At 66.8% G+C, this 26387-nt stretch carries 22 protein-coding genes; 19 read left to right on the forward strand and 3 right to left on the reverse strand.

The features are described from left to right. Positions 1–3: 3 nt before the first annotated feature. Positions 4–1857: a tetratricopeptide repeat protein gene (locus IGS74_RS08235; RefSeq protein WP_246723085.1), complete on the reverse strand. Its 1854-nt coding sequence runs from the start codon at positions 1855–1857 to the stop codon at positions 4–6. An 89-nt stretch (positions 1858–1946) separates the two neighbouring features. Then, complete coding sequence (locus IGS74_RS08240; protein ID WP_192391579.1) at positions 1947–2882, reverse strand: polyprenyl synthetase family protein; 936 nt, start codon at positions 2880–2882, stop codon at positions 1947–1949. Between the two features lie 229 nt (positions 2883–3111). Here IGS74_RS08240 and IGS74_RS08245 point away from each other — a divergent pair, with 229 nt between their 5' ends. The 16 genes from IGS74_RS08245 (at position 3112) to IGS74_RS08320 (ending at position 20323) form a co-directional block, all read left to right on the forward strand. Continuing rightward, on the forward strand, positions 3112–3330 hold the full coding sequence (locus IGS74_RS08245) for a DUF2007 domain-containing protein (RefSeq protein WP_039190853.1): 219 nt from the start codon (positions 3112–3114) through the stop codon (positions 3328–3330). A gap of 7 nt (positions 3331–3337) precedes the next feature. Then, positions 3338–4093, forward strand: coding sequence for a methyltransferase (locus IGS74_RS08250; RefSeq protein ID WP_192390806.1), 756 nt, complete (start codon positions 3338–3340; stop codon positions 4091–4093). A gap of 72 nt (positions 4094–4165) precedes the next feature. Further along, positions 4166–5017, forward strand: a complete 852-nt coding sequence (locus IGS74_RS08255) for a S49 family peptidase (protein WP_192390809.1) — start codon at positions 4166–4168, stop codon at positions 5015–5017. An 87-nt stretch (positions 5018–5104) separates the two neighbouring features. Next, positions 5105–5287, forward strand: a complete 183-nt coding sequence (locus IGS74_RS08260; protein ID WP_039190855.1) for a hypothetical protein — start codon at positions 5105–5107, stop codon at positions 5285–5287. 79 nt (positions 5288–5366) lie between these two features. Continuing rightward, positions 5367–6308 (forward strand): glycine--tRNA ligase subunit alpha, encoded by a 942-nt coding sequence (locus IGS74_RS08265; RefSeq protein WP_192390840.1) that lies wholly within the window; start codon positions 5367–5369, stop codon positions 6306–6308. A 75-nt stretch (positions 6309–6383) separates the two neighbouring features. Further along, complete coding sequence (locus IGS74_RS08270; RefSeq protein ID WP_192390843.1) at positions 6384–7271, forward strand: neutral zinc metallopeptidase; 888 nt, start codon at positions 6384–6386, stop codon at positions 7269–7271. Between the two features lie 66 nt (positions 7272–7337). Next, on the forward strand, positions 7338–9467 hold the full coding sequence (gene glyS, locus IGS74_RS08275) for a glycine--tRNA ligase subunit beta (protein WP_192390849.1): 2130 nt from the start codon (positions 7338–7340) through the stop codon (positions 9465–9467). Between the two features lie 204 nt (positions 9468–9671). After that, positions 9672–11114: a glycoside hydrolase family 25 protein gene (locus tag IGS74_RS20475; RefSeq protein ID WP_348641889.1), complete on the forward strand. Its 1443-nt coding sequence runs from the start codon at positions 9672–9674 to the stop codon at positions 11112–11114. A gap of 69 nt (positions 11115–11183) precedes the next feature. Beyond that, positions 11184–12143 carry an L-threonylcarbamoyladenylate synthase gene (locus IGS74_RS08285; RefSeq protein WP_192390858.1) on the forward strand — a complete coding sequence of 320 codons (960 nt, stop codon included), beginning with the start codon at positions 11184–11186 and terminating at the stop codon, positions 12141–12143. Between the two features lie 39 nt (positions 12144–12182). After that, positions 12183–13589, forward strand: a complete 1407-nt coding sequence (locus IGS74_RS08290) for an FAD-binding oxidoreductase (RefSeq protein WP_192391584.1) — start codon at positions 12183–12185, stop codon at positions 13587–13589. Positions 13590–13684: 95 nt separating this feature from the next. Then, complete coding sequence (locus IGS74_RS08295; RefSeq protein ID WP_246723086.1) at positions 13685–14626, forward strand: metallophosphoesterase; 942 nt, start codon at positions 13685–13687, stop codon at positions 14624–14626. A gap of 55 nt (positions 14627–14681) precedes the next feature. Further along, entirely contained in the window at positions 14682–15650 is a 969-nt protein-coding gene (locus IGS74_RS08300; protein WP_192390865.1) for an ABC transporter substrate-binding protein, read from the forward strand. Positions 15651–15657: 7 nt separating this feature from the next. Further along, positions 15658–17349 (forward strand): iron ABC transporter permease, encoded by a 1692-nt coding sequence (locus tag IGS74_RS08305; protein WP_192390871.1) that lies wholly within the window; start codon positions 15658–15660, stop codon positions 17347–17349. Continuing rightward, the gene (locus tag IGS74_RS08310) at positions 17337–18365 is read left to right on the forward strand and encodes an ABC transporter ATP-binding protein (RefSeq protein WP_192390875.1); all 1029 of its coding nucleotides are present in this window, start codon (positions 17337–17339) and stop codon (positions 18363–18365) included. Before IGS74_RS08305 ends, IGS74_RS08310 begins: the two co-directional genes overlap by 13 nt. Positions 18366–18602: 237 nt before the next feature. Next, positions 18603–19178, forward strand: coding sequence for a DUF6101 family protein (locus IGS74_RS08315; protein ID WP_192390879.1), 576 nt, complete (start codon positions 18603–18605; stop codon positions 19176–19178). A 68-nt stretch (positions 19179–19246) separates the two neighbouring features. Next, positions 19247–20323, forward strand: coding sequence for an NAD(P)-dependent alcohol dehydrogenase (locus tag IGS74_RS08320; RefSeq protein ID WP_039189217.1), 1077 nt, complete (start codon positions 19247–19249; stop codon positions 20321–20323). 3 nt (positions 20324–20326) lie between these two features. On the opposite strand, the gene ubiA is transcribed toward IGS74_RS08320, so the two are convergent. After that, positions 20327–21301 carry a 4-hydroxybenzoate octaprenyltransferase gene (ubiA, locus tag IGS74_RS08325; protein ID WP_246723087.1) on the reverse strand — a complete coding sequence of 325 codons (975 nt, stop codon included), beginning with the start codon at positions 21299–21301 and terminating at the stop codon, positions 20327–20329. A gap of 171 nt (positions 21302–21472) precedes the next feature. Here ubiA and purD point away from each other — a divergent pair, with 171 nt between their 5' ends. From purD to IGS74_RS08340, 3 genes are all read left to right on the forward strand, one after another. Further along, positions 21473–22720, forward strand: a complete 1248-nt coding sequence (gene purD / locus IGS74_RS08330; RefSeq protein ID WP_192391596.1) for a phosphoribosylamine--glycine ligase — start codon at positions 21473–21475, stop codon at positions 22718–22720. Between the two features lie 109 nt (positions 22721–22829). Then, on the forward strand, positions 22830–25091 hold the full coding sequence (locus tag IGS74_RS08335) for an acyl-CoA dehydrogenase (RefSeq protein ID WP_192390883.1): 2262 nt from the start codon (positions 22830–22832) through the stop codon (positions 25089–25091). Then, entirely contained in the window at positions 25088–26371 is a 1284-nt protein-coding gene (locus IGS74_RS08340) for an acetyl-CoA C-acetyltransferase (protein WP_039189226.1), read from the forward strand. Before IGS74_RS08335 ends, IGS74_RS08340 begins: the two co-directional genes overlap by 4 nt. The last annotated feature ends 16 nt before the right edge of the window (positions 26372–26387 follow it).

Below are 26387 nucleotides of genomic sequence, written 5' to 3' on the forward strand. Positions count from 1 at the left end.
GCGTCAGTTGGGCTTGGTGTTGTCGTCGGGTTCCGATACGCCGGGTGCGTCGGCCGAAGCGCGGTCGCCGGGGGCGGCCTTCGGCGTATGGTTCAATTCCGGGTCGTCCGCGACGCTGGGAAGGCCGCTGTCGAGTTTCTTCTCGATCTTGGCCACGAGCTCGTCTTCCGGGGCCGGATTTCCGTCCAGCGCGCGCTGCCACTGGAAACGGGCCTCGCGCTCGCGGCCGACGCGCCAGTAGGCATCGCCGAGATGGTCGTTGATGGTCGGGTCGGACGGCGTGATGAGAACCGCGCGTTCGAGCTGCTCGACCGCGTCGTCGAACCGCTCGAGCCGATAGTAGGCCCAGCCGAGCGAATCGATGATGTAGCCATCGTTCGGGCGCAGTTCGACGGCTTTGCGGATGAGATCCAGCCCTTCGTCGAGATTGCGGTTCATGTCGACCCAGGAGTAGCCCAGGTAATTCAGCACCTGGGGCTGGTCGGGCGAAAGCTCCAGCGCCTTGCGAAAGTTGGGCTCGGCCTTGTCCCATTCCTTTAGGCGCTCATAGGCGATGCCGCGCTGGTAGTAGATGTTCCAGTTCTGCGGGCCGTCTTCCGGAGCCAGTTCGACCGCCTTTTCCAGAACCTCGGCCGCACGGCTGTAGTTTTTACCGGCGGTCAGCACGTCGGCGAAGGCCAGGTGCGCCTGCAGGTCGTCGGGATAGGTCTGGATGGCGGTTTCCAGGACGGTGGTCGCCTCGTCCTTCCGGTCGGCGAACCACAGGTCCAGCCCCTTCTGCAACGTGGCGGTGCGCCGATAGGGAGAATCTTCCGGGATGCGGTCGTAATAGGCGATCGCCTGGTCCACGCGTTCGCCCTGTTCGGCAACGCCGGCCAGCGCCGTGACAAGCTTGTCCGAGGTGGTTTCGCTGACGGCGTCCGCCAGCTGGAAATACAGTAGGGCGACATCGCGCCCGTCACCCCGGTTGATCGCCTGTCCGAGCGTGTAGAGCACTTCCGATGCACCCTGCTGGGGCGTCTGGACCGTAGGCGTAGCGGCTTCTCCCGCATCGAGCTGGCGCTCGAGAAACAGGATCGGATCGTAGGTCGGCGCGACCTGGAGCCCGTAGGCGAGGGCCTCCTCGGCGGCATCCTTGTTGCCGGCCTGCATTTCCAGCCGCGCCAGCGCCTCGACCGCCGCCAGATAGGCGTCGGGTGAGGTTTGGACGGAGGCCCTGTCGTCCAGGAGGACCTTCAGCACGCGGCGCGCCTCGTCGGGCTGGCCGGCCTGCATGAAGATCAGGCCTTTCTGGTACAGGTTGAAGATGGCGAACCAGGGTGGCCCGGAAATCTCGTCCAGCCGCCTGATGGCGGCGCCCGCATCGCCCTTGCCGGCATCCGCCCAGGCCGAAAGCTGGCCGAGCAGCAATGTGTCCAGTTCGCTGGAATCGGGCAGGTCCAGATTCTGCAGCGCCGCGTCGTAGGCACCGGTGCGCAACGCATCCATGCCCAGGGCAATGCGCGCCACCTTGCCGGCATCGTCATCGTCGCGCAGCTTGGCGGCCAGCTCGACGCCGCGATCGAAGCGACCGTCGGCAAGGAAGGTGAACATGGCTTCGCGCTGAAGGGGCAGCGACGACGGATCGATGGTCAGTGCCTTCTCGTAGTAGTCGCTGGCGACACCGAGCGCGCCGGCGGCCTGCGCGGACTTCGCCGCGAGATAGGCGCCCGAAAGCGACTGGACGTTGACTTCGGGAAGGCTGCGCACCAGCCGCATGTCGTCCTGCGTCGAGGCGGCCAAGGCCGGAGGGAGAAACAGGGCGAAGCTCGCAAGTGCCGTGGCGAGTGCGAATTTCCGGGTACCGTATTTCTGCACGTGTCACGCCCCCTGGAGCATCGATCCGAAAGAAAGAGAATTTGTCCGGCGCAATGTCCGGAACCAGCATGACGTTTTTGGGGCCGAGATCAATTGATCCTGTCGACGCAGAAATCGACCACGTCGGCCAGGGCGGCGCGCACCGGCGACGCCGGCAGGCCGGACAAGGCATCCAGCGCCTCGGCGCCATAGCGCCGGGCTCGCTCCTTTGTTTCCTCGAGCGCGCCGTGTTTGCGCATCAGCTCCATGGCCTGCGCCAGTGCCGCGTCGTCGTTGCGGCCGTCTTCCATGGCAGCGCGCCAGAAGGCGCGCTCCGCTTCGTCGCCGCGCGCATAAGCGAAGATGACGGGCAGGGTGATCTTGCCCTCGCGGAAATCGTCCCCGACATTCTTGCCGAGGGCATCGGCCGAACCGCCGTAGTCGAGCACGTCGTCGACGAGCTGGAAGGCGAGGCCGAGCGCCATGCCGTAGCGGCGCATGGCGGCGATGTCGGCCTCGGAGGCTTGCGCGATGACGGGGCCGACCTCCGCCGCGGAGGCAAACAGCGCCGCCGTCTTGGCCTCGATCACGGCAAGGTAGTCGGCCTCGCCGGTGGACATCTTCTTGGCAGCCGACAATTGCCAGACTTCGCCCTCGGCGATCACGGCGGAGGCATTCGACAGGATGGCAAGAGCGCGCATCGAGCCCACCTCGACCATCATCTTGAACGCCTGGCCCAGCAGGAAATCTCCCACCAGCACGCTGGCCTGGTTGCCCCAGATCGTCCGTGCGGTGCGCCGGCCGCGCCGCATGTCGCTTTCGTCCACCACGTCGTCGTGCAGCAGCGTCGCCGTGTGAAGAAACTCGACGCTGGCCGCAAGCCTGACATGCCCGTCGCCGCGATAGCCGAAGGCCTGTGCCGCAGCCAGCGTCAGCATGGGGCGCAGGCGCTTGCCGCCCGACGAGATCAGGTGGTCGGCGATCTCGGGGATCAGCTCGACGTTGGAACCGGCCATCGAAAGGATCAGCGCGTTCACGCGGTCCATGTCGGACCGGGTCAGGTCCAGTATCGCCTCGATGGACGGCCGCGGCGAAAGCGCGCTGACGGAATTTGCAAGGCTCACGATGTCACTCCGTTCGACACGCCGGGAATAAACTTCGGCGCGGCCAGCGGCAAGGTGTTAGATGGCGCTCGCGCGGCCAAATGAAAGCGATTTGCCCGATTGCGATGCCACCGCCTTGCGACAGGCGCCCGATTCGTGCCGAGATGACATTATGCTGGAACTCATCCGATCCAACGACGCCGTCCTCATATCCTTCGTGGAATCCCTCCTCAAGGAGGCCGGCATCGGCCATTTCATCGCGGATTCGCACATGAGCATCCTCGACGGCTCCATCGGCGCGCTGCCGCGCCGCCTGATGGTGGATGCCGACGAGTTGGACTCCGCCCGCGCGCTGATGCGGGAGGCCGGGCTCGGCCATGAGCTGTCCTGAGCCATCCTTGACGCAGGACGCGTTCTGGCGCGGTGCGTTTCACCTCGTGCAGCCGCGAAAGGGCGCCTACCGCTCCGGGTTGGATGCGCTGCTGGTCGCATCCGGTGTGGCAAGCGAGGCGTCGGGCTATGCGCTCGACATGGGGGCAGGGGCGGGGGCCATCGGCTTCGCCGCCGCCAGCCGGGCGCCCGCCTTGCGCGTCATGCTGGCCGAAAAGACGGCCGAGATGGCGGCCTGTGCAAGGGCGGGCCTGGCGCTCGGCGACAATTCCGCCCTGGCGGGGCGGGTCTCCATCGTCGAGGCGGATCTTCTGGCGCCGCGCGCCGCCCGCGAGGCTGCGGGGCTTGGCGATGGCAGCTTCGACCATGTGCTGAGCAACCCGCCCTTCTATCCGCATGGGCATCGCGCCTCGCCCGCGCCGCTGCGCCGCGAGGCATTGTCCATGCCGGACGACGCGTTCCTGGCGCGGTGGCTGCATGTGGCATCGGCGCTGTCGCGCCATGGCGCCTGCTTTCTCTGCATTGTCGCGCCTGCCTGCCTGCCGGCCCTGTTGTCGGCGATGGACGGGCGCTTCGGCGCTGTCGGCCTCCTGCCGGTGCATGCGCGGGCGGGCCGGCCGGCGACGCGGCTGCTGGTCGGCGCGCGCCGTGGCTCTCGTGCGCCGCTGCGCGTGCTGCCCTCGCTCACCCTTGCCGACGCCGACGGCGGGCCGACGGCGCAAGCGGAATCGCTTGCGGGCGGAACGCTTCACCTTGATTTGTAGACCCTTGGCGGACCGGGGTGCGGGTGCCTATCTGTGTGCGCGATACGATCCTGAAAAGAAGAGTGATTCCGGGTGGCCAAGGGCTTGCAGCGTTTTCTTCCCAAGCGTTTCCGCAAACAGCGCACCGTCGTGCCGGTTGTCCGCCTGACGGGCATGATCGCCGCCGACAGCGGCGGCATCGGGCGCAAAGCCCTGTCCATGGCCACCATCGAGCCACTTCTGGACAAGGCATTCGAGATCAAGGATGCGCCGGTCGTCGCCATCGAGATCAATTCGCCCGGCGGCTCGCCCGTCCAGTCGCGGCTGATCTTCCGCCGCATCCGCGAACTGGCCGCAAAACACGATCGCAAGGTTTTGGTGTTCTGCGAGGATGTCGCGGCCTCGGGCGGTTACATGATCGCCTGTGCCGGCGACGAGATCATTGCCGATCCTTCCAGCATCGTCGGCTCGATCGGCGTGGTCTCGGGCGGCTTCGGCTTCGTCGACCTCATCCGGCGCATCGGCGTGGAGCGGCGCCTGTATACGGCCGGGCGCAACAAGGCGACGCTGGACCCGTTCTCGCCGGAAAAGCCGGAAGATGTGGAACACCTGAAATCGCTGCAGCTCGACGTGCACGAGACGTTCATCGAACTCGTCCGGGAGCGGCGCGCAGGCCGCCTCAAAGAAGACGAGCCGGACCTGTTCTCCGGCCAGTTCTGGTCGGCCCGCAGGGGCATCGAACTCGGCCTTGTCGACCGTCTCGGCACCTTGCACGAGGTTCTGGCGGAGCGCTTCGGCCGTGATGTCGAACTGGAGCGCATCCGGCCCCGGCGCGGCCTTCTGGGAGGGCGCATCGGCTTCGGCGCAGACGCTGCCGCGGCGGCGGCCGAGCGGCTGGCCAGCGTGGCGGAAGAGCGCGCGCTCTGGTCGCGCTATGGCCTTTAGGGGGTAATTCGCCGCGCTGCCTTGCTTTCGCTCCGGTTGCGCGCAAAATACCTCGCGAAAGGGCCCTTGAAGGATATGGAAAGCCTTATGCCGCCGCTCATACTACTCGGTCTTCTCGGCGCAGCCGCCTATCTGGGCGTGCAGCAGATGAAGAAAGAGGCGACGCGTGTCAGCGCGCGCAACCGCCGCGCCGAGATGGAGGCGCGCAACAAGGCCCAGGGCACCCTGGTGCGCGGCGACGACGGGGTCTACCGCCTGGAGCGGGATTGACCGGGCACGCTTGCGCATGGCAACTGACGCAGCCGTGGCGGGACCTGCCCGCCGGTCGTGTCCGAGAGCCTGTAGCACCATGTCCGAACTTGCCCCGCATATGCGCCCCGAGCGGTCCTTCCAGGGCCTGATCCTCGCGCTTCATCGCTATTGGGCCGATTACGGCTGCGTCGTGCTGCAGCCCTACGACATGGAAGTCGGCGCCGGAACATTCCACCCGGCCACGACGCTGCGGGCGCTGGGGCCAAAAAGCTGGAACGCCGCCTATGTCCAGCCGTCGCGCCGCCCGAAGGACGGGCGCTACGGCGAAAACCCCAATCGCCTCCAGCATTATTACCAGTATCAGGTGCTGCTGAAGCCGAACCCGTCCAACCTGCAGGAGCTGTATCTCGGGTCGCTGCGGGCCATCGGCCTCGATCCGTTGACGCACGACATCCGCTTCGTGGAGGACGACTGGGAAAGCCCGACGCTGGGCGCCTGGGGCCTTGGCTGGGAATGCTGGTGCGACGGCATGGAAGTATCGCAGTTCACCTATTTCCAGCAGGTCTGCGGCATCGAATGCGCGCCGGTGGCCGGTGAGCTGACCTACGGTCTGGAACGGCTGGCCATGTATGTGCAGAACGTGGACAATGTCTACGACCTGAACTTCAATGGCCGCGAAGGCGCGGAAAAGGTGACGTATGGCGATGTCTTCCTGCAGGCCGAGCAGGAGTATTCCCGCTACAATTTCGAGTTTGCCGACACCCAGATGCTTCTGAAGCATTTCGAGGATGCCGAGGCCGAATGCGCGGCGCTGCTGGCGGCCGGCGCCCCCGATGCGCCCGGCATGTTGCACCGCTGCGTGCTGCCCGCCTACGACCAGGCGATCAAGGCCAGCCACGTCTTCAACCTTCTGGACGCGCGCGGCGTCATTTCGGTCACCGAGCGGCAGAGTTACATCCTGCGCGTCCGCACGCTGGCCAAGGCCTGCGGCGAAGCCTTCCTGCTGACCGATGCCGGCGGGGCAGTCAGGGCCGCCTGATACGGCGAATAAACAACTGGTGATTATTCGGTGATCTGCCCTATCCTCCTCGGCATGTAGCAGTGGAGGGTTCCCATGCAGTGGAAGGGTCGCAGGCAGAGCACCAACGTGTCCGACCAGCGCGGGTCGGGCGGCGGCTTCGGCGGCGGCGGCCCCATGCGCATTCCGGTGCGCGCGGGCGGCGGCGGCGGAATCGGCCTCCTCATCATCCTCGCCATCCTCTGGTTGGGCTTCGGCATCAACCCCCTTGCGCTGCTGGGCATGGACCAGGGCGGTGGAAGCGGGCAGGGCCAGGTGGCGCGCGGGCCCGGTCCGCAGGGCACGTCCGATGAGACGGACGATTTCGTCGCCACGGTACTCGCCGATACCGAAGACGTCTGGAACCGCCGCTTCGCCGATGCCGGCGAAACCTATCCGGAACCGACGCTCGTCATGTTTTCGGGCAGCGTCTCCTCGGCCTGCGGCCAGGCCGCCGCGGCAATGGGCCCATTCTACTGCCCGCTCGACCAGAAGGTCTACATCGACCTGTCCTTCTTCCGGCAGCTCGCCGGCCAGCTCAATTCTCCCGGCGATTTCGCCCAGGCTTACGTGATAGCGCACGAGGTGGGGCATCACGTCCAGAACGTGACCGGCATCCTGCCCCGCACCACGCAGATGCGGCGGCAGATGTCGCAGGCCGACGCCAATGCGGTTTCGGTGCTCGTGGAACTGCAGGCCGACTGCTACGCCGGCATCTGGGCGCACGATACGTACGAAGCGGGGTATCTGGAGCCGGGTGACATCGACGAGGCGCTCAATGCCGCTTCGCAGATCGGCGACGATACGCTGCAACGCCGCAGCCAGGGCACGGTCGTACCGGACAGCTTCACCCACGGCACGTCGGAGCAGCGGCAGCAATGGTTCAAGCGCGGCTATGAAAGCGGCGACATGGCGGCGTGCGATACCTTCGAGGGACGGCTGTAGCGGCCTTGACAGGCCGGGCATGGTGTCGGAAGGAGCCGGGCGAAGTCCCAACGCCGGAACGTGACCATGCCAGACCTGCTTCTTGAACTCCGTTCGGAGGAGATCCCCGCCCGCATGCAGCGCAAGGCGGCGGGCGACCTGAAGAAGCTCGTCACCGACGCGCTCGTGGCAGCCGGCCTGACCTATGAGGGAGCCCGCGAATACTGGACCCCGCGCCGCCTGACGCTGGACATCAGGGGCGTGGATGCCCGCTCCCGCGACGTGCGGGAGGAGCGCAAGGGACCGCGGACCGACGCGCCGGAAAAGGCGATCGAAGGTTTCCTGCGCGGGGCGGGGCTATCGTCCATCGACGAAGCCGAGGTGCGCTCCGACGGCAAGAAGGGCGAATTCTACGTTGCCGTGATCCAGAAGCCGGGCCGCCCGGCGGAAGAGATCGTGGCCGAAGTGATGCCCGGCATCATCCGCGATTTCCCGTGGCCGAAGTCCATGCGCTGGGGCCCGGCCTCGCGGGAGGCTGGCAGCCTGCGCTGGGTGCGGCCGCTGCAATCCATCATCTGCCTGTTCGGACCGGAGCAGGGCGAGACGGTGGTGGTGCCCTTCGAGGTGTCGGGCATCCGGTCGGGCAACCAGACGGTCGGCCATCGCTTCCATGCACCGGAGCCGTTCACCGTCCGCCGTTTCGAGGATTATGCCCGCAAGCTCGAGAAGGCGCATGTGGTGCTGGACGCTGAACGGCGGAAGGACATTATCCGCAGCGACGCCGAAACGCTCGCCTTTGCGCAGGGGCTGGAAGTCGTGGCCGACGATGGCCTGCTCGAGGAAGTCAGCGGCCTCGTGGAATGGCCCGTCGTGCTGATGGGCGAGTTCGAGGAAGCATTCCTTGCCATTCCGGCCGAGATGATCCAACTCACCATCCGGACCAACCAGAAATGCTTCGTCACCCGCCGCCGCGGGCAGGATGGGCTGGCGAACCGCTTTCTGCTGGTGGCCAATATCGAGGCCGCCGACGGTGGGCGCGAGATCATGCGCGGCAATGGCAAGGTGGTGCGCGCGCGCCTGTCCGACGCGCTCTACTTCTGGCGTACCGACCAGGGCGACCTGCCCGACGTGGCGTCCTATGCCGACATTGCCGCCAGTTTCGGGCTGGATCTCACCCGTCCGCTGGACCAGCGCATGGCCAAGCTGGAAGCGCTCGGCGTGACCTTCCATGCAAAGCTGGGCACGCAGGGCCAGCGCGTGCGCCGCATCGCCGATCTTGCGCAGGTACTGGCGCCGATCGTCGGCGCCGACCCGGTCGAGGCGCGCCGCGCCGCCATCCTTGCCAAGGCGGACCTGACCACGGAAGCCGTCGGCGAGTTTCCCGAGCTGCAGGGCCTGATGGGCCGCAAATATGCAGGCCTGCAGGGCGAAACCCCGGCAGTGCAGGCTGCCCTGGAAGATCATTACAAGCCCCTTGGCCCGACGGACCGTGTTCCGGCCGACCCGGTGGCGATAGCCGTCGCCCTGGCCGATAAGCTGGACACGCTGGCCGGCTTCTGGTCCATCGACGAAAAGCCGACCGGTTCGAAAGACCCGTATGCGCTGCGCCGTGCGGCGCTGGGTGTGATCCGCATCCTCATCGACAATGCCATCCGGTTGCCCCTCGGCCAGTTCGTGCCGGCGGGCGACCTGGTCTCCTTCTTCCACGACAGGCTCAAGGTGCAATTGCGCGACAGCGGGGCGCGGCACGACCTGGTCGACGCCGTGCTGTCGGGCGAGGGTGAAGGCGCGCGTGCCGACGATGTCGTGGATATCGCGGCGCGCGTCGCGGCGCTCGGCCAGCTTCTGGAGACGGAAGACGGCCGCAACCTTTTGGCGGCCTATCGCCGCGCCGCCAATATCCTTGCGGCGGAAGAGAAAAAGGGAACGCAGGTGGCCGCGGCAGTCGACCCTGCCCGGTTCGAACAGGCAGAGGAGCAGGCGCTGCTGATGGCGATCGGCGATGCCGAGCGTACGCTCTCCGAGGCGCTCGGAGCGGAGGATTATGGCGCCGCGGCGGCGGCGCTGGCCACGCTTCGTGTCCCGGCCGACGCCTTCTTCGACAAAGTGCTGGTGAATGCGGATGATGCCGCCATACGCGCCAATCGCCTGGCGCTGCTGGCCCGCATTCGGCAGGCCACCACGCGCGTTGCCGACTTCTCGCGCATCGCGGGATGACGCATCCGTTACAATGCGGCCTTCCACTGCAATGATTCATTAAGGAAAAAAATACGTTTGTGCCCGTATCCTGCCGCCAACTTGCCTGATTGCACTGGCACAAGGGCTTGAAATAGCGGCAGAAAGCGCCGCGAAAAGCAAAGTGCGGATATCGATGCGGTCGCCTGGCTGCGCGCCACTGCGACGATTGAGGGGGCATACCGAATGCGAAAGCGGGCTGCGGCGCTCAAGGCCGCGATGCACTGGACTGCCGCCATTGCGGCGAGCCTTGTGGTCATTGCCACGACGCCGGCTTCCGCCGCCTGGAACCAGCCCTGGAAGAACGAGGATCGCGCCCTCGTCATCGACGCCTATGAATTCAACCCCATCGACTGGGTCGAACTGACCTCCGACGAGCGGATCGCCGGTTTCATCAACAAGGCGTCGGACGGGCTGCCGCCGTCATGGTCGTGCCGGGGCCTGTCGGGCGACGACGAAAAGCTGTGCAAGAACCGCTGGTGGAAGTATTCCGTCACGCGCGAGCTGTACCAGACCCGTCGCGCCATGGCCAAGCAGCTTGGCCTCAAATGGGGCGCCTACCATCTGGCCCGGCCGGGCAACCCGCGCGAGCAGGCCGACCATTTCCTCGATTTCGCCGAGCCGGCGGAAGACGATCTGATCGCCCTGGATATCGAGGATATCTCGCCGGAATGGATGTCGCTTGCCGACGCGGAGATCTTCGCCGACCAGATCAAGCTGCGCACCGGCCGCTATCCCGTTCTGTATACGAACGGCAATACCGCCGCCTATATCGACAAGAACCAGAAAGCCTATCCGCTGCTGTCGCGGCTGCCGCTGTGGTATGCGCGCTACCGCGACGACATCACCGGCCTGTTCCCCGAAAACAGCTGGCCGGAGTACGCGCTGTGGCAGTTCTCGTCGATGCATAATTGCTCGGAACGCTCCTGCCCCTATCGCGTGCAGGGCGCGCAGACGGATATCGACGTCAACGTTTCGCCGCTGTCGGTTGCCGAACTCAAGAAAGCCTGGCCCTTCCCCGATCTCGTCCGCGATCTGCCGGCCGACGAGGGAACCCTGGTGGCGGAGGCGGCAAGCCCGTCGCCGATGCTCAACGCCTTCGGCCCATCGGACGACCTTGCGCGGCCCGATCCGCTGGCACTCCTGACGGAGGTCGCGCGCCGCGAACATGCCGGGCAGGACCGCCAGCCGATCCTGTCATCCCTGACCGGTTCGCCCCGAACCGACCCGGATATGCCGGGCGACAGGCATGGCGGCCCGGTCGAGGCCATGGCCAAAACCTTCCAGAAGCTTGGAACCAAGATGCAACGGGTGTGGGCCGTCCTGGCCGACGGCGACACGGCGGCCGTGCCGATGCGCGGGCAGTACCGGCATCCCGTTGCGTCACCTGCCGGGGACGCTGCCCCGCGCATCCCTGCCGAAGCCCGCTCCTTCATCATAGAGCAGATGCGCAAGGTGCAGGACGCACCGGAACAGAAGGCCGGCAATGCTCACGGCGCCTCGGCCGTGGCGGCGCTCGTCGACGCCCATACCGAGCGCGGCGGCCGCCTGACCGGTGCCGCTGTGGCGGTCCAGGCCCTGGCAGAGACCGGCGGGCGTGTGGCCGAGGCCTTCGACCTGACGCGCTGAACGCGCGCTGCATCTTTCCTTTGCCTGTCGCTTCACGATAGATGCTCGCGGTGAAACGCGCAGGGGCACATGGCAGGCCGCATCCTCGACAGTTCTGAAGACAGCATGGTTAAGGCGGTTGCCTGCCTGGCGGAGGGCGGGCTCGTGGGCCTTCCGACCGAAACCGTGTATGGCCTTGCGGCCGACGCGACGTCGGGCCGGGCCGTTGCCCGCATCTACGAGGCCAAGGGCCGCCCGTCCTTCAACCCCCTGATCGCGCATGTATCGAGCATGGAGATGGCGCAACGCTTCGCGCGGTTCGAGCCGCTTGCGCTGGCGCTTGCCGAGCGCTTCTGGCCGGGTCCGCTGACCCTGGTGCTGCCGCTCGCCGAGGGATCGCCCGTACATCCTCTGGTGACGGCGGGGCTCGCAACGCTTGCGTTACGCATGCCGCGCGGCCCCATGGCCGAGATCGTGGACAGGCTGGGACGCCCTCTGGCAGCGCCCAGCGCCAACCGCTCGGGCAAGGTTTCACCCACCACCGCCGCTCATGTCGCGCGCAGCCTCGGCAACCGCGTCGACCTGATCCTCGATGCCGGTCCGGCCAAGGTGGGGCTGGAATCGACCATCCTCAAACCCCAGGGCGAGACGCTGTATCTGCTGCGGCCCGGCGGCTTGACCGTCGAGGCGATCAGCGAAGCGGTCGGCCTGCCGGTCATGCCGGGGCAAGGCGAGGGCATCGAGGCGCCGGGCCAGATGCAATCGCATTATGCGCCCGCCGGTTCGGTTCGTCTGAACGCTACGCATGTCGAGCCCGATGAGCACCTGATCGCCTTCGGCAGTACAGACATTGCGGGGGCGGCCGGAGCCGCGAGCGTGTTCAATCTCAGCCCCGGCGGCGATCTCGCCGAGGCCGCCGGCAATCTCTTCGCCGCGTTGACGGCGCTCGACCGTGCGGACATCACGCGGATCGCCGTGGCGCCGATACCGGAGCGCGGACTTGGCATCGCCATCAACGACAGGCTTCGCCGCGCGGCCGCCCCGCGATAAGGAGGAACAGACATGGATACGACCATCACCGCCAAGGCCCTGACGGATGCGCTGATCGAACGCTTCTCCGCCATCGTCGGCAAGGCCAACGCGCTGACGGAGGCCGACCGGATCGCCCCTTATATCCGGGAGGAGCGCGACCTCTTCGCCGGCAGCACGCGGCTGGTGCTGCGCCCCGGCACGGTGGATGAGGTTTCGGCCATCATGGCGCTGGCGCAGGAAACCGGCACGCCCATCGTGCCGCAGGGCGGCAATACCGGACTGGTCGGCGCACAGTCGCCGCGCTCCGAGGCCGAGATACTCTTGTCCCTGTCGCGGCTGGATTGCATCCGCGACGTCGACCCCGCCGGGCGCACCATGGTCGTGGAGGCCGGCGTCGTGCTGCAGAAGGCGCAGGAGGCGGCCGCCGAGGCCGGGCTTCTGTTCCCGCTGTCGCTGGGGTCTGAAGGCTCGTGCGAGATCGGCGGCAATCTCGCCTCGAATGCCGGCGGCACCAACGTCCTGGCCTATGGCAACGCCCGGGAATTGTGCCTCGGGATCGAGGCGGTCCTGCCCGGCGGCGAGATCTTCCATGGTTTGCGCCGTCTCAAGAAGGATAACCGGGGATACGATCTGAAAGACCTTCTGATCGGCTCTGAGGGTACGCTCGCCGTCATCACCGCGGCCGTGCTGAAGCTGTTCCCCCGGCCGGCCGGCCGCGAGGTCGCCTATGTCGGCCTGCCGTCGCCCGAGGCGGCGCTGTCGCTTCTGAAGATGGCGGAAAGCCGTGCTGGCGGGCAATTGACGGCATTCGAGCTGATGCCGCGCATCGGCATGGAGTTCACCATCCGCCACACCCAGGGCGCGCGCGATCCTCTGGCCGGGCCGCACGCCTGGTACGTGCTGATGGAGATATCGTCGGGCCGTTCCGCCGAGGATGCCCGCGAGACGATGGAGCATATCCTGGAAGCGGCTTTCGAAGACGGCACCGTGGAAGACGCGGCCATCGCGCAATCGCTGTCGGATGCCGCCGACTTCTGGCGCATGCGCGAGGAGATGAGCTGGGCGCAGAAGCCGGAAGGCGGCTCCATCAAGCACGATGTTTCGGTGCCGGTGGCCCTGGTGCCGCAATTCCTGGCCGAGGCCGGAGCAGCGGTGGAGGCAGCGATGCCGGGTGCGCGGATCGTCTCGTTCGGCCACATGGGCGACGGCAATATCCACTACAACATCTCGCAGCCCGTCGGTGCCGACAAGGAGGCTTTCCTGGCCCGTTGGGGGGAGATGAACACCATCGTCCACGGTATCGTGGCCGGTCTCGGCGGCAGCTTCTCGGCCGAGCATGGTATCGGCCAGCTCAAGCGCGCCGAACTGGCCCGCACCAAAGCTGGGCTGGAAATGCACCTGATGCACGGGATCAAGCAGGTGTTCGACCCCAAGGGCATCATGAACCCGGGCAAGCTTCTCTAGGGGCTGCCTGCCCGTCGCCGGCAGGGCGTCACCTGCCTGTCACCCGGTTTCGATAACAGGACCGCAGATCGAGGATCAGTCGAGGGCATGGATCGATGGTGACGAGGCGTGACCTGATGGTCGGCGGCACGCTTCTGGCGGCGAGCCCCGCGCTGGCGGCATCGGACGGCTCTTCCCACCGGAGCCCATCCGGGGGAGAGCCCTTGCGTTTCGGTATCGTCGCCGATCCGCAGTACGCGCCGGTTGCGCCGAATGTACGCTCCGGCCGATACTATGCCCACTCGCTCCGGAAGCTGCGGCAGGCCATCGGGGCCTTTAATGCGGAAGACCTGTCGTTCGTGGCGACACTGGGCGATATCATCGACCGGCACTGGGACAGCTTCGGCGACATCATGCCGGTCTATGACGGGCTGCGGCACGAAGCACGCTTCGTCCTCGGCAATCACGATTTCGATGTTGCCGCACAATATCTCCCATCGGTCGTCGCAGCGGCGCGTATGGATGCTCCCTGGTACGATTTCCTCAAAGGCGACACACGCTTCATCGTGCTGGACGGCAACGATATCAGCCTTTTTTCGACACCCGACGGCAGCGAACGCCGGGCACTGGCCGAGGAGCGGCTGGCGCGATTGCGGGAAACCGGCGCCTCGAACGCGCAGGGCTGGAACGGTTCGGTGGGAGAGGCGCAGATGCGCTGGCTGGACGAGCGCCTCGGCGCCGCCGATGCCGCCGGCGAGCGCGCCATTGTGCTGTGTCACTATCCGGTCTTTCCGCAGAACGACCATAACCTCTGGAACTCGGGCGAGATCGTCGACCTCGTCCTGTCGCATCGAAGCTTCGCCGTCTGGATGAATGGCCACAACCATGCCGGAAATTACGGCGAACTGGACAAGCGGCATTTCGTCAATTTCCGCGGCATGGTCGATACGCCGGACACGAGCGCCTACGCCATCGTGACCCTGCAAGCCGACCGGATGGAGATTGCCGGTTTTGGCCGCGAGGAAAACCGGACTTTGAAGCTGACCGCTGTTACATGACTGTCATCGATCTGTGGTTGTTGCCAGCCACGCGAAACCGCACTGGAAGTCCAAGATGACCCGCATTCTCGCCACCCTGGCGCTCTGCCTCCTGAGTGGGGCGGCCTCCGCCGCCGACCTCGTCCTGTATACGAGCCAGCCCAATGAAGACGCGCAGGCCACGGCCGACGGCTTCAAGCAGGCCACCGGGCTCGAAGTCGAGTGGGTGCGCGACGGTACGCCGAAGGTGATGGCGCGGCTGATGGCCGAGATCGAGGCCGGAAACCCGGCGCCGGACGTGCTCCTGATCGCCGATAGCGTGACTCTGGAGCGCATGAAGCAGGCGGGCCAGCTTCTTGCCTATCGTTCGCCTCAGGCCGAGGGCTACGCGGAGGGCCTGCACGACCCGGATGGCGCCTACTACTCCACCAAGCTGATCACGACAGGCATCGTCTACAACACGGCCGCCGGGATGACACCGCAAAGCTGGGCCGATCTGGCCAAGCCGGAAGCGAAGGGGTTGCTGGCGATGCCGAGCCCGGCCACGTCCGGTGCGGCCCTGATCCACGCGCAGACGCTGACCGGCGTTCCCTCGCTCGGGTGGGACTATTATCGCAGCCTGAAGGACAACGGTGCGGTGGCGGCCGGCGGCAACGGCGCGGTGCTGAAATCCGTCGCCTCCGGCGAAAAGGCCTACGGGATGGTGGTCGACTATCTGCCGATCCGCGAGGCCGCCAAGGGCGCGCCCATCGCTTTCGTCTTCCCGCAGGAGGGCGTCTCCGCCGTGACCGAGCCGGTGGCGATCTTGTCGACGGCACGCAATGTGGACGCCGCCAAAAAGTTCGTCGATTATCTCCTCTCGGAGGAGGGGCAGGCGCTGCAGGCGAAGCTTGGCTACATTCCGGCGCGCGACGGTATCGCGCTGCCGGAGGGCTTCCCGGCGCGTGAGGAGATCAAGCTCCTGCCGTTCGATCCGGCGGCCGCACTGGCTGCATCCGACCAGGACCTGAAGGAATTCAACGCCATATTCGGCGCAACCCAGTAAGGCGCTCATGCCCGCATTACCTGCCAACCGGCTTGAGCCGCGTTGGCTGACAGGCTTCGTCACCGGGGCCATCCTGTTCCTGTGCGCCCTGCCGCTGCTGCGGCTGGGCGCAACTGGTATACGCTCCGCCGGTAGTGGTGGACTGGCCGCGCTGGCAGCGGACCCGGCGCTCTGGCCCGCCTTCCGCAATACGCTGACGACATCCGCAGGCGGCATGGCGATCTCCGTGCTTCTGGGTGGGCTCTTTGCCCTGGCGCTGACCCTGTGCGACCTCCGTTTCAAGCGCACCCTGGGCATTCTCTTCATGCTGCCGATGATGATTCCGCCGCAGGTGACGGCCTTGGCCTGGATCGGCATGAGCGGGCCATCCAGCGCGCTGCTGAAGGCCATCGGCATGGCCCCGCCGCTCGGGAGTCCGCAGCCGCTCTACTCGGTCGGCGGTATCGCGCTGCTGTACGGGGTGCAGCATGCGCCCCTGGTCTATCTGACCTTGCGCGCCAGCCTGCTGGCTCTGCCGCGCGACGCCATCGAGGCGGCGCGCCTGTCCGGCGCCTCGAAAGGCCGCGTCCTCAGGGACATCGTCCTGCCGCTGGCAACGCCCGGCCTTGTCGCCGGCGCGGCCATCGCCTTCGTCTCGGGCATCGGCAATTTCGGCATCCCGGCCATTCTGGGCCTGCCCGCCGGAATCGCCACGTTGCCGACCCTCATCTACAGCCGGCTGACGGCCTTCGGCGCCGGCACCTTCGGCGATATCGCGATGATCGCGGCCTTGATCGCCGTGATCGCCTTTGCCGGCCTGTGGGTGCAGGAACGGGCGCTTGCCGGGCGCGACTACCGCACCATCGGGCATTCCGGCGCAAGCGCCACATTCCGGCTCGGCGGCTGGGGGTTTGCGCTGCAGATACTCCTGTGGCTTCTGGTCGCCCTGATGCTGTTTGCGCCCTTCGCCTCGCTCGTGGCCGGCTCGCTGGCGCCGGCCTACGGGGTCCGGCTGACGCCGGACACGGCGACGCTCGACGCCTATCGCGAAGTCCTCTTTCGCCAGTCGGCGACGCGGCGGGCCTTTGCCAACTCCTTCCTTCTGGCGGCCGGCGCGGCATGCGCGCTGGGCATCGTCGCGCTGTTGACCGCCTACCTTCTGACGCGGCGGCGCGGGCCGCTGGCGCGCATTCTGGCCATGCTGACCGAGGTTCCCTATGCGTTGCCCGGCATCGTCATATCCGTCGCCTTCGTGCTGCTGTTCGCGGCGCCCGTGCCGTTTCTCGGTGTATCGCTGTACGGCACCCTGTGGATCATACTTCTCGCCTACCTGTCCTCATTCCTGGCCGTGGCGCTGAAACCCGTGGACAGCGCCTTCCGCCAGATGGACCCGGTGCTGGAGGAGGCCGCCCGCATTTCGGGCGCCGGCTTCGGCCGACGGATGCGGGACATCCTCCTGCCGCTCGTTGCGCCTTCGGCGGCGGCGGGCGCGGTGCTGGTATTCCTGTTCGCCTGCAACGAGCTGACCGTCTCGGCCCTGCTCTGGTCGGCGGGTACGCAGACGATCGGCGTCGTCATCTACAATCTCGATGACAGCGGCAGCTTCAACCTCGCCGCGGCGCTGTCTGTCCTCGTCGTCCTCGTCGTGACCGCGCTGATGCTGCTGCTCGACCTTTGCGGCCGCTGGCTGCCCCGCGGAACCGTTCCATGGCAAAACTGATCCTCAACGCCGTCACCAAGCGGTATTCACCCGAGGCGCCCCCGGCCGTCGACAGCGTGTCGCTGGAGCTCAAGCCCGGCGCGTTCCTGGCGCTGCTCGGTCCGTCGGGATGCGGCAAGACGACTGTCCTGCGCATGATCGCCGGTTTCGAGCAACCGACCGGCGGGGAGATCCTGCTTGGAGAGCGGCGGCTGGCCGATGCGGGCGGCATGGTGCCGCCGGAGCGGCGGGGCATGGCGATGGTGTTCCAGTCTTATGCGCTGTGGCCGCATATGAGCGTCGCCGACAATGCCGGATACCCGCTGAAAGTGCGTGGTATCGGGCGTGCCGAATACGACCGGAAGGTGGGCGAGGCGCTGGCGGCGGTGCGGCTGGACAAGCTGGCGGACCGCCGCCCGGCCGACCTCTCGGGCGGCCAGCGCCAGCGCGTGGCACTGGCGCGCTGCCTGGTCACGGACCCGGCCGTGGTGCTTCTGGACGAGCCGCTGGCCAATCTGGACAGGCATCTGCGCCACGAGATGGAAGAAAACTTCCGCGTCTTCCACGAGCGGTCGGGCGCCGCCATGATCTATGTGACGCACGATCAGGCCGAAGCGATGGCGCTGGCCTCCGACGTGGCCGTGATGTCGGAGGGGCGGCTTCTGCAGGTAGCGGCACCCGCCACACTCTATGCGCGGCCCGAAGGGCGCATCGTCGGCAACCTCGTGGGACGCGGCGCCATCCTCGATCTTCCCACCCCGCCGGGCGGGCCGCGCCAGCCTGGCTGGCCGCAACTGGCCGCGATGCTGTCGAGCACCGACACCGGCCCGAAGGCGGCCTTCCTGGTGCGGCCGGAACATGTCCATGAGGATGCCGCCGGCATCGCCGCCCGTGTCGAAATGGCCGTCTTCCAGGGCGAGCGCTACTGCCTGACGCTGCGTCTGCCGGACGGACAGGCCCTTTTGGCCTATAGCCCGACGCGCCGGGATGCCGGCCAGCCGATGGCCGTGTCCATTTCCAGCGCCTGGCGACTGTAGAAGACGACGATCCCGGGCGTCTGCCGCGCGGGCGGGGCTGGTCCGCCGATAACCGAAACCTGACCGCCGAACCGCTAAAATGCAGGGCTTTGGCCACCATTCGATAACCCTGATTTCGGCTACCAACGCTTAACCCCGTTTCTTCAGAGGCTCGCAACGCGGCGCCCCTAAAAGTCGATGCAACAAGGGGCCGGATCAAAGCCGGTCCGCGCGACGACTGAAGAAGGTGACATCAGGATGAGCATCGTTTCCGGCAAGGTTCCCGTGCATCCCGCCTGGACGCGGACGCCGATCCGCCTCGACCCCGCCGTGGCCGACCGCCGCGTCAGCTTCGACGTGAAGGACGGCGAGGAGACCGTCTCCTACCGCGTCGATCGACGGGGCGCCGTCGTGCGCCGCTGCTACGAGGGCAGCATGGTGCCCGTTTCCATCCCGCTGGCGCCGGCCGCCTTCCGGGGGGTCGCCGCCCGGGCGATGGAGGAGCCGGGCGGGCGGGTTACCGTGACGCTGGAGCTGATGCACGACGATCCGCGCCTCAGCGTGCCGCTGCTGGTGGCCTCCGACCTCTTCGACGTGGCGGCGGACTGGCGCAGCTGGTCCAACATGTTCGGCATTCCCATGCTGATGGTCGAGGCCGACGGCACCGTGACGGCGCTGGAAGAAACGCTGGGCAAGCTCAAGGCGGCGTCGCCGGCAGACCGGCGTCGCAACTACCACAAGGGCCGTCGCCCGCGCTTTCTGGTCCGCCGCAAGCCCGGCGGCATCGGGATGCGGATGGTCATCTCGGGCAGTGAGATCATCGCGCGCCGATAAGTAGGCTTGCCCATCCTGTTTTGGCGACCCATGATTGCGGGCGTCGAATCCGGTTGGGAGCATGGACCATGGCAGGCAGGATGAAGGCGGCGATCTTCGTCGAGAACGGGCGGATCGTCCTGGACGAGAAACCGATACCGGATGTCGGGCCGCTCGATGCGTTGATGCGCATAACCACAACCACCATCTGCGGCACGGACGTTCATATCCTGAAGGGCGAGTATCCCGTCGCCAAGGGACTGACCGTCGGTCACGAGCCTGTCGGCGTCATCGAAAAACTCGGCAGTGAAGTGAAAGGCTATCGCGAGGGCCAGAGGGTCATTGCCGGGGCCATCACGCCATCCGGCCACTCCTATGCGTGCCTTTGCGGCTGCGGTTCGCAGGACGGCCCGGGCGAGCGCCATGGCTTCAAGGTGGCCGGCGGCTGGAAGTTCGGCAACACCATCGACGGCTGCCAGGCCGAGTATGTGCTGGTGAAGGACGCGCTGGCCAATCTGAGCCCCATTCCCGACCATCTGTCCGACGACGAAGTGCTGATGTGCCCGGATATCATGTCGACGGGCTTCTCGGGCGCCGAGCGCGGCAATGTCCGCATCGGCGACACGGTCGCCGTCTTCGCGCTGGGCCCCATCGGCCTGTGCGCCGTCGCCGGCGCTAAGCTGATGGGCGCCACCACGATCATCGGCGTCGATACGGTGCCGGCGCGGATGGACGTCGCACGCCGCCTGGGCGCCGACCATGTGGTTGACTTCAAGGCCGGCGACCCGGTCGAACAGATCATGGCCCTGACCGACGGGCGCGGCGTCGATGTCGCCATCGAGGCGCTGGGGACGCAATCCACATTCGGGTCGGCACTCAAGGTTCTGCGCCCCGGCGGCACGCTATCGAGCCTCGGCGTCTATTCCGGCGACCTGTCGATTCCCTTGTCGGCCTTCGGCGCCGGCCTTGGCGATTACTCCATCGTCTCCACCCTGTGCCCCGGCGGAAAGGAAAGGATGCGCCGCCTGATGGCGGTATGCGGCTCCGGCCGCATCGACCTCAAGCCGCTGGTGACGCACCGCTACAAGCTGGACGATATCGAGGCGGCCTACGACCTGTTCGCCAACCAGCGGGACGGCGTGCTCAAGGTGGCCATCACGCCCTAGCCGTCAGTCGACGAAGGGGAAGGACAGCGTCCAGAGTGCGGATGCCAGAAGGCCCAGGAAAAGGATCCAGCCGAAGACGTTGTTGGAGCGGAAAAGCCGCAGGCATTCGTCTGCGTTGTCGATGTCGAGCCGCAGGATCTGCCACAGCATCTGTGCGGCGCCGATGGCCAGCGCCGCGTAGGCCGGCCAACTGGGCCCGGTCGTGACCGTGCCCGTCATGACGAAGGCGGCGAGGAACAGCGCCATCGCGCCGCCATACAGGACGACCAGAGCCAGCCGGGTCCTGGTGCCGAAAAGCCGCGCGGTGGACCGTACGCCCACCAGCGCGTCATCCTCCCGGTCCTGATGCGCGTAGATCGTGTCGTAGCCGATCGTCCATAGCACGGAGCCGGCATACAGCAGCACGGGCGCCAGCGCGAGCGTCCCCCAATATCCCGCCCAGCCCATCAACGCGCCCCAGGAGAAGGCGAGGCCGAGCCCCAGTTGCGGCCAATCCGTCACACGCTTGAGGAAGGGGTAGATCGCCACGACGGCAAGCGAGGCGATGCCGAGAAGAATGGAAAAGCTGTTGAACTGGATGAGCACCAGGAAACCGGCCAGAAGCTGCGCCGCCAGGAACAGCTTGGCCTGTCGGCGGGACACTCGCCCCGACGGCAGCGGGCGCGAGCGTGTGCGCGCCACCTGATTGTCGATCTCGTGGTCGACGAGGTCGTTATAGGTGCAACCCGCACCCCGCATCGCGACGGCGCCGACCAGAAACAGCAGGAGATGAAGGAAACTCGGCAAGCCGGTATGCACGGCCGACGGCGCGGCCCATTGCGGGGCAAGCGTCGCGCTCCACAGGCAGGGCCACAGCAGGAGCTGCCACCCGATGGGGCGGTCCCAGCGGGCGAGCTGCGCATAGGGCCAGAGCGCGGCCGGCAGCATCCGGTAGACGAAGTTTTCCGACGGGGCGTCGGCGACGCGGCCCTGAACCATCCCCGTATCTTTCCTGTCGTTCTGCATCGGCGGGAGGAAGGCCCTGAATACATGCCGCGTCAAGCGCTTTTGGATTAATATGAACCGTTTCGGCCTTGACCCCTTCCATACGGCCACCCTAGACGATGGCCCATAGCCCGGATTCTTGCGGAAGACCTGTCCCTGATGAGCATCGACATCCTCCTGATCGGTTCCGGTGGCCGCGAACATGCGCTGGCCGCCAAGATCGCGACATCGCCGCGTGTCGGACGGCTCTACGCCGCGCCGGGCAACCCCGGCATCGCCACGGTCGCGGCCTGCGTGGATCTGGACCCGGCCGACCATGCGGCCGTCATCGCCTTTGTCCGGGAAAAGGCCATCGGGCTTGTCGTCGTGGGGCCTGAGGTGCCTTTGGTCGACGGTATCGCCGACGCGCTGGAAGCCCATGGGATCGCCGTTTTCGGGCCCGGCCGCGCCGCCGCGCAGCTTGAGGGCTCCAAGGGGTTCACCAAGGATCTGTGCGCCCGGATGGGCATCCCGACGGCGCGTTTCAGGCGGTTCGATGCCGCCGGGCCGGCGCGCGCCTATATCGAGGCGGAAGGCGCGCCGATCGTCGTCAAGGCCGATGGGCTGGCGGCCGGCAAGGGCGTGACGGTCGCCGCAACCGTATCCGAGGCGCTTGAGGCCGTGGACGCCTGCTTTGCGACGCCGGGCGCGAGCGTGGTCGTCGAGGAATGCATGACCGGCCCGGAGGCCAGCTTCTTCTGCCTGTGCGACGGCACCCGGGCAGTGCCCTTCGGGACCGCGGAAGACCACAAGCGCGCCTATGACGGAGACAAGGGGCCGAATACCGGCGGCATGGGGGCGTATTCGCCGTCGCTGCTGATGACGCCGGACCTTGTCCACCGGACCATGCGCGACATCGTGGAGCCGACGATGAAAGGCATGGCCGATGCGGGTACGCCCTTCAAGGGCGTGCTCTATGCCGGCCTGATGCTGACGCCGGAAGGCCCCAAGCTCATCGAGTACAATGTCCGCTTCGGCGACCCCGAGGCGCAGGTGCTGATGATGCGTCTGGAAAGCGATATCGTTCCGTTGCTCGAAGCGGCAGCGCACGGCGACCTGTCCGCCGCCGAGCCGAAATGGAGCGCCAGCGCCGCCGTGACCGTGGTCATGGCCAGCAAGGGCTACCCGGGCGCCTACGACAAGGGAACGCCGATCCTTCATCTGCCGCAGACGGAACGGGGAGAGGCGATCTTCCATGCCGGCACGACGGAAGAGGACGGCGAGCTCACGGCCACGGGCGGGCGGGTGCTGACCGTGACGGCAACCGGCGCCGATGTCGGCGAGGCGGCCGACAGGGCTTACCGGCTGGTCGGGCAAGTCGACTGGCCCAACGGCTTCTACCGCACCGATATCGCCCACCGGGCGCGCGGCTGACGGGGAGTTTACAGAAAATATCGTCTTGCCGGGTGGCAGGGCTTCTGCCGCATCTTACGTTAGCGTAAAAGCATTCCTTGCTTGAGCTTTGCTAACGGGAGGCCGCGACATGGCAAAAGGTTCATTTCGGCGCGAGAAGCTGACACGCCCGATCTTCCGCTGGGCACAAAAGGCGATGCCCTCGATCTCCGAAACGGAATCCAAGGCCATCGACGCCGGCACCGTCTGGTGGGACGGCGAACTCTTCGGCGGATCGCCCGACTGGGAAAAACTCGTCGCCATGCCGCCGGCCGAGCTGTCGGCCGAAGAGCGGGCGTTCATGGATGGGCCCGTCGAGCAGCTTTGCGCCATGGTCGACGACTGGAAGATCACCTCCGTCGATCATGACCTGCCGCCCGAGGTATGGGACTTCCTGCGCCGCGAAAAGTTTTTCGGCATGATCATTCCGAAGGAATATGGCGGCCTCGGTTTCTCCAATACCGCCCATTCCGAAGTGGTGCGCAAGGTATCGTCGGTCAGCGTCGTCGCCGGTGTGACCGTGATGGTGCCCAATTCCCTCGGCCCCGGCGAGTTGATGCTGCATTTCGGCACCGAGGAGCAGAAGAACCATTGGCTGCCGCGCCTTGCCGACGGTCGCGAAATCCCCTGCTTCGGCCTGACCTCTCCGGATGCGGGCTCCGACGCCGCCTCCATGCGCGATACGGGCGTCGTGGAATATGGCGAGCACGAGGGGCGCGAGGTGCTCGGCATCCGGCTGAATTTCGACAAACGCTATATAACATTGGGCCCGGTGGCCACCGTCATGGGCCTCGCCTTCAAGATGCAGGACCCGCAGAACCATCTTGGACGCGGCGAGAACCTCGGCATCACGGTGGCGCTGCTACCGACGGCGACCAGGGGCGTCACCTTCGGTGAGCGGCATGTGCCGCTGGCGACGCATTTCCAGAACGGCCCGCTGCACGGGCGCGACGTGTTCATTCCGATGGACTGGATCCTCGGCGGGCAGGCGCAGATCGGCGAAGGCTGGACCATGCTGATGACGGCGCTGGCCGCCGGGCGCAGCATCTCTTTGCCATCGCAGTCCGCCGCCGCCTGCGCCATGTCGGCGCGTGCGTCCGGCGCCTACGCGCGGGTGCGGCACCAGTTCGGCCTGCCTATCGGCAAGTTCGAGGGCATCCAGGAGCCGTTGGCCGAAATCGCCGCCAACGCCTATCAGGTGGACGCGGCGCGCCGATTGACGCTGGCCGCGCTGGACCAGGGGCATCGCCCGTCGGTGATCTCGGCCATCATGAAGGCCAACGCGACCGAAAGGATGCGCCAGTCCGTCAACCTCGCGATGGATATCCATGGCGGCAAGGGCATCGTCGAGGGCCCGCGCAACTACATGGCCCCGCAGTACCGGTCGATCCCCATCGGCATCACGGTGGAGGGCGCCAATATCCTGACGCGCAGCCTGATGATCTTCGGGCAGGGCGCGATTCGCGCGCACCCATACATGCTGAAAGAGATGAAGGCGCTGTCCGATCCGGACAAGGAAGCCGGGCTGGATGCCTTCGACAGGCATTTCTGGGGACATGTGGGCCATGCCTTCCGCAATGCCGGGCGCGCCTTCCTGCGCGGCTGGACGGGCGGCATCGCCGCGCCCGCGCCCGATAACGCGGAATTGACCGGCCATTGGCGGCAACTGTCCCGCCTGTCTTCGGCATTCGCGCTGACGGCGGACATGGCGCTGCTGAGCCTCGGCGGCGCGCTCAAGCGCAAGGAGATGCTGTCGGGCCGGCTTGGCGACATCCTGAGCGAATTGTACCTCCTGGCCGCGTGCCTGAAGCGCTTCGAGACGGAAGGGCGGCCGGAGGCCGACAAACCCCTCATCGAGTATGTCATGCGCCGCGGCATCAACCGAATCGGCGAAGCCTTCGACGGCATCATCGCCAATCTTCCGTCACGTTCGGCGGCCTTTGTGATCCGCGCCATCGCCTTTCCGGCGGGGGCGCCCCGCGCAGCCATGCGCGACGACCTGGTAAGCGAGGTGGCCGAATTGCTGATGCGCCCCACATCCCAGCGGGACAGGCTGACGGCCGACCTCTACCTCGGCGCCGGGCGCGAATCCTACGCCATCGCCGAACTGGAGGAAGCTCTCGACCTTGTCACGAAGGCGGAGCCCGCCATGCGCAAGATGAAGGAGGCCAGGATGAAGGATGCCGACGCGGCGCTGGAGCAGGCGCTCATCACCACGCAGGAGCATGAACTTCTGATACAGGCGCGCGCGGCGACCGAACGGGTCGTGGCGGTGGATGCCTATCCGGCCGAAGAGGTGTCGCACCTTGCCAGGCGGGGCGCCGACGCGGCCCGTGCCGAGGCAGCCGAATGAGCCGTCCCGTCTATCTGGTGGATGGGGCGCGCACGCCCTTCCTGAAGGCGCGCGGCAAGCCGGGTCCGTTTACGCCCGTCGATCTCGCGGTCCAGTGCGGGCGCCCGCTGCTGTTGCGGCAGGATTTCGACAAGGCGCTGATCGACCTCGTCATCCTCGGCTGCGTCAACGTCGTTGCCGACGAGATGAACCCCGCGCGTGTGGCGGGGCTGCGGCTCGGCCTGCCGGAATCGACCCCCGCCTTCACCGTGCAGATCAATTGCGGTTCCGGGATGCAATCCATGGATACCGCATTCCGCACCATCGAGGGCGGCCATGCCGATATCGTGCTGGCCGGGGGAGCCGAGTCGCTCAGCCATTCGCCGCTGGTGCTGCGACGCGAGGCGGTGGACTGGTTCGCGCGGCTCAACGGCGCGCGCAGCACGGGCGACAGGCTCAAGGTGCTGGCCGGGCTCAAGCCGGGATTCCTCAAGCCCGAGATCGGGCTGGAGCGCGGCCTGACCGATCCCATCACCGATCTCGGCATGGGACAGACGGCGGAAAAGATCGGCCACATATTCGGCGTCACGCGCCGCGACGCCGATGCCTACGCCGCAGAAAGCCACCGAAGGCTGGCCGCGGCCCAGGCCGAAGGGCGGCTTGCCGGTGAACTGCTGCCCGCCGTCGCACGCGACGGGCAGGTGTTCGACCACGACGATGGCGTGCGGCCCGACAGCTCGGTGAAGAGCCTTTCGACGCTGAAACCCGTCTTCGAGAAACCCTATGGCAACGTGACGGCCGGCAATTCGTCGCAGATCACGGACGGGGCGGCCTGGACGATTCTGGCCAGCGAGGATGCCGTGCGGAAGCACGGGTTGAAGCCACTGGCGCGGATCGTCGATTCTCACTGGGGCGCGCTCGATCCGTCCATCATGGGCCTCGGGCCCGTCATGGCGACGGCGCCCATCCTCAAGCGGCGCAATCTTTCGATCGGCGATATCGACCTGTGGGAGTTGAACGAGGCCTTTGCGGCCCAGGTGCTGGCGTGCCTTGCGGCGTTCGAGGACGCTCAGGTGTGCCGCGACGTGCTGGGCTTCGACGGCGCAGCCGGGACCATCGACCGTGAGCGCCTGAACGTCGACGGCGGGGCGATCTCGCTCGGCCACCCGGTGGGCACCAGCGGCACGCGTATCGCACTTCATCTCGCCAATGCCATGCGCCAGCGTGGCCTGAAGCAGGGCATCGCGACGGAATGCATCGGCGGTGGGCAAGGCGGCGCCATGCTGCTGGAAGCGGCATGACGAGAGGTATGACGGG

Origin of the sequence: Aureimonas sp. OT7, assembly GCF_014844055.1 — a bacterium.
Classification (GTDB): domain Bacteria; phylum Pseudomonadota; class Alphaproteobacteria; order Rhizobiales; family Rhizobiaceae; genus Aureimonas; species Aureimonas altamirensis_A.

Bases quoted from the DNA above. Each gene is read 5' to 3' on its own strand.
- IGS74_RS08240 (WP_192391579.1), bottom strand. From the start codon at position 2,882: ATGGACCGCGTGAACGCGCTGATCCTTTCGATGGCCGGTTCCAACGTC.
- IGS74_RS08245 (WP_039190853.1), top strand. From the start codon at position 3,112: ATGCTGGAACTCATCCGATCCAACGACGCCGTCCTCATATCCTTCGTG.
- IGS74_RS08260 (WP_039190855.1), top strand. From the start codon at position 5,105: ATGCCGCCGCTCATACTACTCGGTCTTCTCGGCGCAGCCGCCTATCTG.
- IGS74_RS08265 (WP_192390840.1), top strand. From the start codon at position 5,367: ATGTCCGAACTTGCCCCGCATATGCGCCCCGAGCGGTCCTTCCAGGGC.
- IGS74_RS08270 (WP_192390843.1), top strand. From the start codon at position 6,384: ATGCAGTGGAAGGGTCGCAGGCAGAGCACCAACGTGTCCGACCAGCGC.
- glyS (WP_192390849.1), top strand. From the start codon at position 7,338: ATGCCAGACCTGCTTCTTGAACTCCGTTCGGAGGAGATCCCCGCCCGC.
- IGS74_RS20475 (WP_348641889.1), top strand. From the start codon at position 9,672: ATGCGAAAGCGGGCTGCGGCGCTCAAGGCCGCGATGCACTGGACTGCC.
- IGS74_RS08285 (WP_192390858.1), top strand. From the start codon at position 11,184: ATGGCAGGCCGCATCCTCGACAGTTCTGAAGACAGCATGGTTAAGGCG.
- IGS74_RS08295 (WP_246723086.1), top strand. From the start codon at position 13,685: ATGGTGACGAGGCGTGACCTGATGGTCGGCGGCACGCTTCTGGCGGCG.
- IGS74_RS08300 (WP_192390865.1), top strand. From the start codon at position 14,682: ATGACCCGCATTCTCGCCACCCTGGCGCTCTGCCTCCTGAGTGGGGCG.
- IGS74_RS08305 (WP_192390871.1), top strand. From the start codon at position 15,658: ATGCCCGCATTACCTGCCAACCGGCTTGAGCCGCGTTGGCTGACAGGC.
- IGS74_RS08310 (WP_192390875.1), top strand. From the start codon at position 17,337: ATGGCAAAACTGATCCTCAACGCCGTCACCAAGCGGTATTCACCCGAG.
- IGS74_RS08315 (WP_192390879.1), top strand. From the start codon at position 18,603: ATGAGCATCGTTTCCGGCAAGGTTCCCGTGCATCCCGCCTGGACGCGG.
- IGS74_RS08320 (WP_039189217.1), top strand. From the start codon at position 19,247: ATGGCAGGCAGGATGAAGGCGGCGATCTTCGTCGAGAACGGGCGGATC.
- ubiA (WP_246723087.1), bottom strand. From the start codon at position 21,301: ATGGTTCAGGGCCGCGTCGCCGACGCCCCGTCGGAAAACTTCGTCTAC.
- IGS74_RS08335 (WP_192390883.1), top strand. From the start codon at position 22,830: ATGGCAAAAGGTTCATTTCGGCGCGAGAAGCTGACACGCCCGATCTTC.
- IGS74_RS08340 (WP_039189226.1), top strand. From the start codon at position 25,088: ATGAGCCGTCCCGTCTATCTGGTGGATGGGGCGCGCACGCCCTTCCTG.